Origin of the sequence: Gordonia gummivorans (assembly GCF_022513585.1) — a bacterium.
Lineage (GTDB): Bacteria > Actinomycetota > Actinomycetes > Mycobacteriales > Mycobacteriaceae > Gordonia.
Genome location: NZ_JAKWBF010000011.1, coordinates 25,462 through 36,873, shown reverse-complemented (window position 1 = coordinate 36,873; position 11,412 = coordinate 25,462). Strand labels below are relative to the sequence as shown.

General features: G+C 66.9%; 11 protein-coding genes. 5 read left to right on the top strand and 6 right to left on the bottom strand.

What is annotated here, in order from left to right; all coding sequences use genetic code 11:
* Positions 1-290: 290 nt before the first annotated feature.
* The 5 genes from MKW15_RS10235 to MKW15_RS10215 form a co-directional block, all read right to left on the bottom strand.
* Positions 291-776: a DUF4334 domain-containing protein gene (locus tag MKW15_RS10235; RefSeq protein WP_374246867.1), complete on the bottom strand. Its 486-nt coding sequence runs from the start codon at positions 774-776 to the stop codon at positions 291-293.
* 112 nt (positions 777-888) lie between these two features.
* The gene (locus MKW15_RS10230) at positions 889-1,758 is read right to left on the bottom strand and encodes a lysophospholipid acyltransferase family protein (protein WP_240857510.1); all 870 of its coding nucleotides are present in this window, start codon (positions 1,756-1,758) and stop codon (positions 889-891) included.
* Positions 1,755-2,600 (bottom strand): GNAT family N-acetyltransferase, encoded by an 846-nt coding sequence (locus MKW15_RS10225; RefSeq protein WP_240857509.1) that lies wholly within the window; start codon positions 2,598-2,600, stop codon positions 1,755-1,757. The genes MKW15_RS10230 and MKW15_RS10225 overlap by 4 nt, the downstream gene beginning before the upstream one ends.
* Positions 2,601-2,787: 187 nt before the next feature.
* The gene (locus MKW15_RS10220; protein ID WP_240857508.1) at positions 2,788-3,744 is read right to left on the bottom strand and encodes an electron transfer flavoprotein subunit alpha/FixB family protein; all 957 of its coding nucleotides are present in this window, start codon (positions 3,742-3,744) and stop codon (positions 2,788-2,790) included.
* A 53-nt stretch (positions 3,745-3,797) separates the two neighbouring features.
* The gene (locus MKW15_RS10215; protein WP_240857507.1) at positions 3,798-4,583 is read right to left on the bottom strand and encodes an electron transfer flavoprotein subunit beta/FixA family protein; all 786 of its coding nucleotides are present in this window, start codon (positions 4,581-4,583) and stop codon (positions 3,798-3,800) included.
* A 201-nt stretch (positions 4,584-4,784) separates the two neighbouring features.
* Here MKW15_RS10215 and MKW15_RS10210 point away from each other — a divergent pair, with 201 nt between their 5' ends.
* Genes MKW15_RS10210 through MKW15_RS10195 form a run of 4 tightly spaced genes read left to right on the top strand, consistent with a single transcriptional unit; the run spans position 4,785 to position 9,146 of the window.
* Entirely contained in the window at positions 4,785-5,573 is a 789-nt protein-coding gene (locus tag MKW15_RS10210; RefSeq protein ID WP_240857506.1) for a class I SAM-dependent methyltransferase, read from the top strand.
* Positions 5,574-5,576: 3 nt separating this feature from the next.
* Complete coding sequence (locus tag MKW15_RS10205) at positions 5,577-7,133, top strand: 1,4-alpha-glucan branching protein domain-containing protein (RefSeq protein WP_240857505.1); 1,557 nt, start codon at positions 5,577-5,579, stop codon at positions 7,131-7,133.
* Complete coding sequence (locus tag MKW15_RS10200) at positions 7,130-8,446, top strand: glycosyltransferase family 4 protein (RefSeq protein WP_240857504.1); 1,317 nt, start codon at positions 7,130-7,132, stop codon at positions 8,444-8,446. The genes MKW15_RS10205 and MKW15_RS10200 overlap by 4 nt, the downstream gene beginning before the upstream one ends.
* Before the next feature lie 22 nt (positions 8,447-8,468).
* Positions 8,469-9,146 (top strand): AIM24 family protein, encoded by a 678-nt coding sequence (locus tag MKW15_RS10195; RefSeq protein ID WP_240857503.1) that lies wholly within the window; start codon positions 8,469-8,471, stop codon positions 9,144-9,146.
* 4 nt (positions 9,147-9,150) lie between these two features.
* Here MKW15_RS10195 and MKW15_RS10190 read toward each other — a convergent pair whose 3' ends face one another.
* On the bottom strand, positions 9,151-9,909 hold the full coding sequence (locus tag MKW15_RS10190; protein WP_240857502.1) for an acyltransferase: 759 nt from the start codon (positions 9,907-9,909) through the stop codon (positions 9,151-9,153).
* A 134-nt stretch (positions 9,910-10,043) separates the two neighbouring features.
* Between MKW15_RS10190 and MKW15_RS10185 the strand changes: the two genes are divergently transcribed.
* Positions 10,044-11,390 carry an outer membrane protein assembly factor BamB family protein gene (locus MKW15_RS10185; RefSeq protein ID WP_240857501.1) on the top strand — a complete coding sequence of 449 codons (1,347 nt, stop codon included), beginning with the start codon at positions 10,044-10,046 and terminating at the stop codon, positions 11,388-11,390.
* Positions 11,391-11,412 lie beyond the last annotated feature (22 nt).

Sequence of the window (11,412 nt, the reverse complement as noted above, 5' to 3'; positions counted from 1 at the left end):
ATCGCGACACGCCGACGACGCGCCTCGGAGGTCGGCGAAGCCTCCGTCGCGGTCAACCATCACAGAGGACGCTGTCGAGCACGGTCCTCGGACTCCGAACATCGTCGTCGAGCACAGAAAGCGCCCTTTGCCGCCCAAGAAACTAGGGGAAGAAATCTCGTCCCCCACTCTTGGAGTCCTCCCCTAGGAATTTCTAGGGGACGACTGTGAACCCCGGGGAAGAAACTCTTCCCCTAGATTTTGCAGGCGAGGCGTATTCACATTTCCGCTGATCAGGGAGTGGAAGCCTCTCAGGCGCGCTCGAGATAGAAGTAGAAGTGACGACCGTCGACGACGCCGCCCTTGCCGTTCATGATGCCCATGACGGTGGTGTCGTCGACCCGCTTGAAGTGGTCGATCACCGGCTGGCCGTCGTAGACCATCGACGCGGTGACCTCACCGCGGAACTCGACCGCCCACAGACTCGCCTCGCCCTTGCCCAGCTTCTTGTTGGAGTACAGCTTGCCGTCGGCATCACGACAGACGAGAGGCTGCACCTCGCTGCGCGAGATGAAGGTCTTGCCGTACCAGCCCGCCTTGTCGAGCATGCCGTTGATGGCGTGACCGGTGACGAACTCGCCACCCTTCCAGGCGCCGAGCATCTCCTCGGGCCGGAGTGTGGCCAGTCCAGCCCACACGGAGTCGAGGTCGGCGTCGTCGACCACTCCTTCGACAGCACGCAGTTCGGCGAACTTTGCGATCGCCTCGTCGCGGGTCAGTTTGGTCGCGGACGTCACCGATGGCCTCCTCGAGAGTTTGGCGGCTCGACCCCACTAACGAGCCGCTTCTAGCAAAATATATGAGGAAACACTCGATGTCACTTCAACCGGGGTCCCCTCACTGCGACCATCATGCGGCAAGCGCGACCGCCGGCTCACCATGTCCGGCAATGATCCGCTCGCACCGGCGGGCAAGTTCACGACGGTCCGTGCCAGGCAGCTGCGGTTCGTGCATGCGGACAGTCACCGTCAGCCCGCGCATGCGGAGAACGCGTCGCAGGGTGTCGACCAGACTGTCGTCGCCGATGAAACTGGCTGCCGTCGCCGTGGCGCCGCCGACGGTGAAGGTCAGTCGCACCGGAATCACCGGCACGCGCGCGTCGATCGCGGCCTGGAAGAACGCCGGCCGAAACGCACCCATCGCCTGCCCGCATCGAGTGGTGCCCTCGGGGAACACGGCGACCGTCGAATCCTGGTGCAGGCGTTCGACGGCGACGTCGAGCGTGTTCGGCAGGAGCCGCAGCGACGCCCGCTCGATCGGGATCACACCGACACGACGCGCGATCGTCGAGATCACCGGAATCGCCGCGACCTCTGATTTCGCGACGAAATGCGAGGGTGTCACGGTCGCCACGGCGAAGACATCGAGGAAGGAGATGTGGTTGGCCACCAACAGGCCGCGGGCACTTCCGGCGAAGGGGCGCCGGTCATCGAATTCCACCGTCATGCCGAGCGCGGCTATCACCATGCGGGCGGATCGGCGAATGAACCCTCGACGCGCCAGCCTCGGCATCGGCACGATGACGAACGCACACATCGCGATGGTCGCCATGACCAGGAACAACCGAATCAGCCTCAGCGCCACCAGGACTCGCCCGGCAACCACTTTCGCGTCGTCGACGCAGCCGGACGCGCACGGGCTGATCGGATACCAGCCGTGGTGGTGCCCGGTCGTCAGCGCGGGGGCCGCGTGCAATTCATGGCCCACCGCGGCGCTCACGACAGGCTCCCGAGCCGAACCAGGCTGGCTGACAGGCGATCCAGGTACCGGGCGTTGGCGCCCTGGCGGTCGAGGACCGTGAGGAAATCGGCGGTGTCGAAGTCCTCGTCGACCGCGGGTTCACCGCACACCCGGGCGCCGAGCCGTAAGTACCCGCGCATCAGCGCCGGAATCTGCGCCTCCTCCGCGGGCTCGAGATCGGTGAGCAGCCGACCGTCGACGCGAGCCGCTTCGTGCGGGCGGACTCGCCAGCGCACCTCTCGGTGCTTCTCGAGCAGGGTGTCGTGGATCGTGCGCAACGCCCGGCCGCGATCGACCGGCGCCTCGCCGGGACCCGTGAGCGGCACCGACACACATCCGATGAGGTGCTGGTATCCGCCGACGTCCATATAGCGCAGCAGCGCCGCCCACATGAGCGCGGTCACCGTGCCGCAACGATGGGCATCGGCCACACAGGCCCGACCCATCTCGACCGTCGACGACGCGATGGCGGCGAGTTCGGAGAGGTCGAATTCACCCGCCCCGTACCAACCCCCCGCCGCGATGGCGCGGGTCGGCGGTAGGAGTCGGGCACAGCCGATGACGCCATCGGACTCGTGATGGACGATGAGGTGTTCACAGAAAGCGTCGAACCGATCGGCGTCGCGTTCGGTGAGCGGGTCGCCGATGGTGTCGGAGAAGCCCGGTTCGTCGGCGAAAACGCGGTAGCGCAAACGCTGAGCGGCAACGATGTCGGTCGGGTCGTCGGACACCACGATCCGGATCGGCCCGGCAGTGATCACGGTGATCGGCACCCCAGCACGAGCGGTGCCGACCCGGGACAGAAACTGCATGGTGTTCATGTCCCGAATGAAATCGACAGTGGGCGTCGACGCGGCTACCGCACCGTGTCATGTCGGGACAGATCGCGTGAACTCACCCGAACCGACCTGAACACATGCCGACGCGCAGGCGAATACAAAACGCGACGACCCCCGACCGGGCAGGTCGGGGGTCGTCGGCGGCTGCGTCAGCCGAGATCTCAGCGCATCACTTGCGCTTCTTGACCTCTTCGGTCAGCTGCGGCGCGACGTTGAACAGGTCGCCGACCACACCGAAATCGGAGATCTCGAAGATCGGTGCCTCTTCGTCCTTGTTGACCGCGACGATGGTCTTCGAGGTCTGCATACCGGCGCGGTGCTGGATCGCGCCGGAGATGCCGAGCGCGACGTAGAGCTGCGGCGACACGGTCTTGCCGGTCTGGCCGACCTGGAACTGACCCGGGTAGTAGCCGGAGTCCACAGCGGCACGCGAGGCGCCGACTGCGGCACCGAGCGAGTCGGCGAGCTCCTCGACGACCGAGAACTTGTCGGCCGAACCGACACCGCGTCCACCGGAGACCACGATCGAGGCCTCGGTGAGCTCCGGACGGTCGCCGCCGACGTTCGGCTCGACCTTGGTGATCTTCACGGCGTTCTCGGCGGCGGCCGGAACCTCGACGTCGACCCGCTCGCCGGCACCGGCCTGCGGAGCGGCCTCGACGCCACCCGGACGCACCGAGAAGACGGGGGTGTCACCCTTGGCCTGAGCGTCGACGGTGAAGGCGCCACCGAAGATCGAGTGGATTCCGACGCCGCCTTCCTTGATCTCGATGACGTCGGCGAGCACGCCCGAACCCAGGCGCACGCCCAGGCGTCCGGCGATCTCCTTGCCGTCGGCGGTCGCGGCGACCACGATGCCGGCGGGCGACACGTCCTCGGCGATCGACGACAGCACGTCGACCTTGGGGCTGATCAGGTACGACGCCGCGTCGTCGGACTCGGCGACGTAGATCTTCTCCGCGCCGGCCTCCTTCAGGCCGTCGATGATGCCGTCGGCCTTGCCCGGGCCGCCGACGACGACCGCCGACGGGGTGCCGAGGGCACGCGCGGCGGTGATGAGCTCACTGGTGACCTTCTTCAGGGCGCCTTCGGCGTCCTGCTCCACGAGCACGAGTACTTCTGCCATTGTTCTGTCTCTCCTGAAATGTCTGTGGGTTGCCGTTGTGTGCGTGGAGTCGCTCAGATGATTTTCTGGCCCACCAGGTACTCGGCGACCTTCGTGCCGCCGTCGCCCTCGTCGGTGACGCGCTCACCGGCGGTCTTCGGAGGCTTCGGGGTGGAAGCGGTAACCGCGGTGCCCGCATTCTCCAGGCCCACGTCACTCGGCTCGACGTCGATCTCGGCGAGAGTGAGAACGGCGACTTCCTTCTTCTTCGCGGCCATGATGCCCTTGAAGGACGGGAAGCGCGGCTCGTTGATCTTCTCGTTGACGCTGACGATCGCGGGCAGCTCGGCCTCGATGTGGTAGATGCCGTCGTCGGTCTCGCGCTCGCCGGTGAGCTTCTCGCCCTCCAGGGTCAGCTTGCGCAGGTGCGTGAGGTGCGGCAGTTCGAGGTACTCGGCGATCATGGCCGGGATGGCGCCGACGCGACCGTCGGTGGCCTCGTTGCCGGCGATGACGAGCTCGACGCCCTCGACGGTGCCGAGCGCACGGGCCAGCACGTAGGCGGTCTGGACCGAGTCGGAGCCGTGGAGCAGGTCATCCTTGATGTGGATGGCCTTGTCGGCGCCCATCGACAGCGCCTTGCGGATCGCCTCGGTGGCCCGCTCGGGTCCTGCGGTCAGCACCGTGACCTCACCACCGTCGGCTTCTTTGATCTTGAGCGCCTCTTCGACGGCGCGCTCGTTGATCTCGTCGAGCACGGCGTCCGCGGCCTCGCGGTCGAGGGTGAAGTCACCGTCGGTGAGCTTGCGCTCGGACCACGTATCGGGCACCTGCTTGATCAGAACGACAATGTTTGTCATGGGTCTACGTCGACCTCCTGCATCGGGTTCGCGCACCTTACCGACGAGTAAGGAGCGATCGGTCTCCCCCACTTTAGCGTCTCCTATGATCCCACTAAACATCGACTACCTCACACAATGCTTGTGGAACGGACGCTCGTTCGGTCCCGTTGTCCGGTTGCCGCGTCCGACACCTCACAGCCATGCCCTAGTGTCGTGTGGATGACCGACCAGGACCGGACCCTCGAGGACCTCCCCGCCGACGTGCGGCTGGCGCTCACCGGCGAGCGGACCGTTCCGGGCATTCCCGCAGAGAACTACTGGTTTCGGCGGCACGAGGTCGCCTACGACCACATCGTCGCTCGGTGCGCGGGACGCGACATTCTCGAGGCCGGCTCCGGCGAGGGTTATGGCGCCGCAATGATCGCGACGGTCGCCAACTCGGTGACCTGCGTCGACTATGACCAGAGCGCTGTCGAGCACACGCGCCGCCGCTACCCCGGACTGATCGTGCACCAGGCAAACCTGATCGATCTGCCGCTGCCCGATGCCTCGGTCGACATCGTCGTCAACTTCCAGGTGATCGAACATCTGTGGGACCAGCCCGCGTTCGTCGCCGAATGCCGCCGGGTCCTGCGGCCGGGCGGTCAGCTGCTGATGTCGACGCCCAACCGGATCACCTTCTCTCCCGGCCGCGATACGCCCCTCAACCCCTTCCATACGCGCGAGCTCTCAGCCGCCGAACTCACCGAACTGCTCGTCCACGGCGGCTTCGAGGTTTCCACCATGCTGGGCGTTCACCACGGCGCGACGCTGCGGCACCTCGACGAGAAGTGGGGCGGTTCGATCATCGACGCCCAGATCGAGCGCGCACTGGCCGGGATCGACTGGCCCGACGAACTGACCTCCGACGTCGCATCGATCGCGGCGTCGGACTTCGACATCGCCGACGCAGCGGAAGCGGACATCGAGACATCGCTGGATCTCTTCGCGCTCGCGGTCCGGGTCTGACGCGTGGGCGGCGGTGACGGTTCGGCGCCGGGCCAGTTCACCCTGGTCCTGCATTCGCACCTGCCCTGGCTCGCCAACCACGGGCGATGGCCGGTCGGCGAGGAATGGCTCTATCAGTCGTGGGCCGGGTCGTACCTCCCTGTCTTCGACGTCCTGAACCGTCTCGCGGCCGACGGCTTCGAGAATCAGCTGTCCCTCGGCATCACCCCGGTCCTCGCCGCTCAGCTCGACGATCCGCACTGCTGTTCCTCGATGCACACGTGGCTGGCGGACTGGCAGTTGCGTGCCTACGACGCGGCCGGCTCCGCCGACGCCGTGCGCGCAGAGTCGGGCCGACGCGAATATCGCGTGGCCGCAACAGCACTCGCCGATTTCGAGACACGGTGGCGCCACGGCGCGTCGCCCCTCATCCGATCACTGGCGACCTCCGGCGTCATCGAGGTCCTCGGCGGCCCCCTTGCCCATCCTTTTGCACCTCTACTCGACCCGCGGCTGCGCCAGTTCTCAGTGCGCGAAGGCCTCGCCGACGCTCGGGCACGGTGGGGCTTTGATCCGGCAGGGATCTGGGCACCCGAGTGCGCGTTCGCGCCCGGGATGGAGACTGAGTACCAGAACGCGGGCGTCGGGCACTTCATGGTCGATGGGCCGACGCTGCACGGCGACACGGCCCTCGGCCGACCGGTTGGTGACAGCAATGTGGTCGCCTATGGCCGTGACCTGCAGGTGAGCTATCGCGTGTGGTCGCCGAAATCCGGATACCCGGGCCACGCCGCATACCGGGACTTTCACACCTACGACCACGAGACCGGGTTCAAGAGTTTCCGCGTGACTGGCCGGTCGGTGCCCGGCGAAGGCAAGCGACCTTACGACCCGGCCCGGGTGGACGCGGTCATCGACCGCCATGTCGACGACTTCGTCGAGCATGTCGTCCGCCGGTTGCGCACCGAATCCGACCGGATCGGCCGACCGGCGCTGGTGGTGGCGGCCTTCGACACCGAACTGTTCGGGCACTGGTGGTACGAGGGCCCGCGCTGGCTCGAACGCGTGCTGCGGCGTCTACCCGAGGCCGGGGTGCGGGTCGGGACGCTCGCACAGGCCACCAGGGATGGATTCGTCGGCGACGCAGTCGATCTGGGTCCGTCGTCGTGGGGTTCGGGCAAGGACTGGCGGGTGTGGGACGGTCCACAGGTACAACACCTCGTCGACCTCAATGCAGAGGTCACCGAGACCGCTCTCGACACCGTCGCCAAACTGCTGGGCGAAGGGGGTGGACGTGACCGCGTCGCCGACCAGATCCTGCGGGAGACGCTGCTGACCGTCGCGTCCGACTGGCCGTTCATGGTGTCCAAGGACACGGCCGCGAACTACGCTGTAGGGCGAGCGCACACGCACGCGCACGCCACCCGCGAGATCTGCGACGCCGCGATGCGCGGCCGCCACACCACGGCAGCACGACTCGCTGCGGGATGGCAGAGGGCCGACGGTCTCTTTCCGGGGCTCGACGCGCGCAGGCTGCGACTCGGGGACACGCTGACCGACGCCGCAGGGGGCACACGATGAGAATTCTGCTTGTCTCGTGGGAGTACCCGCCTGTGGTCGTCGGCGGGCTTGGCCGCCACGTCCACCATCTCGCCACCGAACTCGCGACGCAGGGCCACGAGATCGTCGTGCTCACGCGACGGCCGTCGGGGACCGATGCGGTGACCCACCCGACCACCGATCAGGTAGTTGACGGCGTACGGGTGATCGCGGTCGCCGAGGATCCGCCGGAGTTCGAGTTCGGCGCCGACATGATGCCGTGGACCCTCGCCATGGGTCACGCGTTCATCCGTGCCGGGCTGAAAATTCTTGCCGGCGAACGCAACTCGCTGTCCGATACGACATGGACACCCGAGGTGGTACACGCCCACGACTGGCTGGTCGCGCATCCGGCGATCACTCTCGCCGAGTTCTTCGACTGCCCGCTGGTCACCACCATCCACGCCACCGAGGCAGGCCGGCACAGCGGCTGGGTGAGTGGTCGCACCAATCGGCAGGTGCATTCGGTCGAGTGGTGGCTGGCGACCGAGTCCGACGCCATCATCACCTGCTCGGAATCCATGCGCGACGAGGTGTTCCGGCTTTTCGGCCCCGCAGCGCAGGTTGCCGACGACGCGGTCCGTGCGCCGAGCTCACCGCTGGCCGACATCCAGGTCATCCACAACGGCATCGACATCACCACCTGGCCGTTCGCACCGCGCACGCCGCAACCCGGACCGCCAGAACTCCTGTTCGCCGGACGTCTGGAGTACGAGAAGGGCGTGCAGGATCTGCTTGCCGCGCTCCCCCGCATCCGACGCACCCACCCGGGCACCACACTCACCGTCGCCGGTACCGGAACCCAACAGGAGTGGCTGGTCGAGCAGGCACGCCGGCATCGCGTGAGCAAGGCCGTGCAGTTCGTCGGCGCGGTCGGCCACGACGAGCTCGTCGGCCTCATGCATCGTTGCTCGGCGATCGTGCTGCCGAGCCGCTACGAACCGTTCGGCATCGTCGCCCTCGAGGCCGCGGCCACCGGTGCGCCGCTGGTGGTGTCGACGGCCGGGGGCCTGGGCGAGGCGGTCACCGAGCCGATCACGGGTCTGACCTTCGCACCCGCCGACGTGTCGGGCCTGGCTGCTGCCGTCCGCGCCACCCTCGCCGATCCTGGCGCCGCCGCCGATCGTGCCCGACGCGCCCGTGACCGTCTCACCGCCGACTTCTCCTGGTCCGAGGTGGCCGAACGGACCGCAGGCGTCTACCTATCCGCCAAGCGCCGCGTGCGTCATCCCGTCGGCCGACCACGAATCGTCGAACGCCCACTTCCGGAACGGGATCCTGGACAATTGGCGTAACCGACGGACAAAGGAGTCAGCCGTGCGCAGTCCGATCTTCGACCAGTCCAACCAGGAGAAGCAGAGCCAGCAGCGCTGGACAATGCAGTCCTCGAAGATGCTGCGCGTGGGCTTCGGCCCGGAAGCACTCGCGGCCAAGGGCGCCATGGTCGCGTATCAGGGGCAGATCGACTTCAAACACGAAGGCTCCGGCAGCGTCAGCAACTTCCTCAAAAAGGCCATCTCCAACGAGGGCGGCCAGCTGATGCGGGTCAGCGGTCAGGGTGAGGTGTTCTTCGCCCGACGCGCCGAGGACGTGTTCACCATCGAACTCGAGGGTCCGCACGAATCGCTCACCATCAACACCTCCAGCCTGCTCGCCTTCGACGCGTCGCTGCAGTGGAACATCACCTCGATCGGCAACGCCGGGATGCTCGCCGGCGGTCTCTTCAATCTGACGCTCAGCGGTCAGGGGACGGTCGGGGTGTCCAGCGACGGACCGCCGATGATCCTCGACTGCAGCCAGCAGCCGACCTTCGTCGACCCGCAAGCGGCGGTCTGCTGGTCGGCCAACCTCCAGCCCGGCCTCAAGAACGACTTCAAGATGGGCTCGCTCATCGGACGGGGTTCCGGCGAGTCATTCCAATTGGCCTTTCACGGCCCCGGATTCGTCGTCGTGCAACCCAGCGAAGGCTTCCCGCTCGGCGGGCCGTCGCACTGACGTTTCAGCCGGTAGCGTCGTGCTCGCGCGCGGCCGCCTTCTTGCGTTCGATGTCGGCAAGGGCGCGTTCGAGCTCCGCGCGTTCGGCGGCGTTGCTCGCCCAGTCGTCCATCCGGTTCTTCACGACGCGGGCCGGGGCGCCGACGGCGATCGAATAGTCGGGGATGACGCCCTTGACCACCGCATGCGAACCGAGCACACACCCGCGACCCACGATGGTGTTGCGCAACACCGACACCTTGGCCGCGACCCACGTGTCGGGTCCGATGCGCACCGGCCCTTTCACGATCCCCTGATCCTTGATGGGCAGGGTGATGTCGTCCATCTTGTGGTCGAAGTCGCAGATGTAGCACCAGTCGGCGATGAGCGTGGAACCGCCGATCTCGAGGTCGAGGTAGGAGTTGACCACGTTGTTGCAGCCGAAGACGGTCTTGTCGCCGATCTTGAGACTGCCCTCGTGACAGCGGATCGAGTTGCCGTCGCCGATGTGCACCCAGCGGCCGATCTCCATGCGGGACAGTTCGGGTGTGGCGTGCAGTTCGACGTTGCGCCCGAGGAACACCATGCCGCGCAGCACCACGTGCGGATTGGCCATGCGGAATCGCGCCAGCCGGTAGTAGCGGACCAGATACCAGGGCGAATACGCCCGGTTGCGCAGCACCCAGCGCAGCGAATCGAGGGTGAGGAACCGCACCTGCGCCGGGTCGCGCCGGCGGCCCGCACGCCACCGGCTCCGGTAGGAGGCATTCCACATCGTCGTCATGACGACAAACCCTAATCGACGCGATTTCGGCACACGATAGGCTCTGAGGCTGGTGCGTTCGACCCTGCATTCTCGGCTGGTCCGGAGCACCTACCTCGCCCTCGACCGAGGGCGTGCACAGGACAGGAGCACGGATGGCAGAGCACGACCGGCAGCGACCTCACCGGCCGCCGCACTCGCGCCGTCCTGCCGCTCTAGTCGTCGCCGTTGTGGCTGCGTGCGCCCTGCTGCTGTCGGCCTGCTCGGACGGCCACATCGACGTCCGGTCGGTGCCCGGCCTCGGCTGGCCCAGCTACGGCGGAAACTGGGCCAACTCGAACTTCACCACCGCCACCGTGCCCGACGACCTCGCGCTGTCCTGGCAACGTCCCACCGGCGGCCCGATCACCGCGCCACTCACGGTGTCGACGCGGTCGAATGTCGGGGTCACGTCGAACACAGCCAACGGCTGCAACACCTTCGTCTTCGACCCGAATTCGGGCCGCAAGAACTTCTGCAAACGGATGCGCGAGGGCGTCGAGGTGTCCGCACTCCTGGTGGATCAGTACGACCAGCCCTACATCGGCGAACAGACGACGTTCCTCGCGTTCAACGCGGGCGGCGCGATCCGCTGGCGCACACCCGTTCTGGGTGTACCGCTGTCGGCCAAGTTCGCGTCCCCCAGCATGGCTCTCATCGTGACCACCCTGGGACAGATCCAGCTGCTCGACACCCAAACGGCCGAGCCCGTCGCGCCCGAGGTGCTTCTTCGGCCCGACGCCGACCCCAACGACCCGCTCTTCGGCTTCGGTGAATGCGTACAGAACGGGCCGCGCTGCGTGATCCCGGCGCCACCCGCGGTCGACCCCGTGCACGAGCGCTTCTTCCTCAACATGTGGCCGCCCGGCGCGATCGCCTCGCAGGTCCGGGGATTCGGCTACTCGATGGCCGACGGTAAGCGGACGATCCGCGAGATCTGGCACAACGACGTGCCGGGCGGGATCGTCGGTCCGACCACGCTGTCCGTCGACGGCGCCACCGTGTACGCGTTCTCGCGACTCGGCCAGATCGTCGCGATCGACGCCGCTACAGGCAAGACCAGGTGGACCTACAACAACGGCGGCTACGGCTTTGCGACGATGTCCGTCTCCCCCGACGGCCTCATCATGCCGACCGGAGTCGCCGGAGCACCGCTGACGCTGTTGCGCGACAAGGGCGACCGCGCCGAATCTGTCTGGACGCGTACCGATCTCGCGACCGTGAGCCTGTCCACGTTGACGGCATCGGGCACGGCATGGACCGTCGTGCGCGATCCGGGCAAGCAGACGCTGTCGCTCACCGAGGTGTCGACCACCGACGGCGCCACCAAACGCCAACTGCCGCTACCGGAATCGATCGGCTTCGCGACCGGCGTCGCGGTGTCGCCGAACGGACAGATCGCGGTCGCGACGCACATCGGCGAGGTGTACTTCTTCGACAGTGCCGCCAACATCAAACGCTGACGACAGATTCTTGTCGGACCCC

Bases quoted from the DNA above. Each gene is read 5' to 3' on its own strand.
- MKW15_RS10225 (WP_240857509.1), bottom strand. From the start codon at position 2,600: ATGAACACCATGCAGTTTCTGTCCCGGGTCGGCACCGCTCGTGCTGGG.
- MKW15_RS10220 (WP_240857508.1), bottom strand. From the start codon at position 3,744: ATGGCAGAAGTACTCGTGCTCGTGGAGCAGGACGCCGAAGGCGCCCTG.
- MKW15_RS10215 (WP_240857507.1), bottom strand. From the start codon at position 4,583: ATGACAAACATTGTCGTTCTGATCAAGCAGGTGCCCGATACGTGGTCC.
- MKW15_RS10210 (WP_240857506.1), top strand. From the start codon at position 4,785: ATGACCGACCAGGACCGGACCCTCGAGGACCTCCCCGCCGACGTGCGG.
- MKW15_RS10200 (WP_240857504.1), top strand. From the start codon at position 7,130: ATGAGAATTCTGCTTGTCTCGTGGGAGTACCCGCCTGTGGTCGTCGGC.
- MKW15_RS10190 (WP_240857502.1), bottom strand. From the start codon at position 9,909: ATGACGACGATGTGGAATGCCTCCTACCGGAGCCGGTGGCGTGCGGGC.
- MKW15_RS10185 (WP_240857501.1), top strand. From the start codon at position 10,044: ATGGCAGAGCACGACCGGCAGCGACCTCACCGGCCGCCGCACTCGCGC.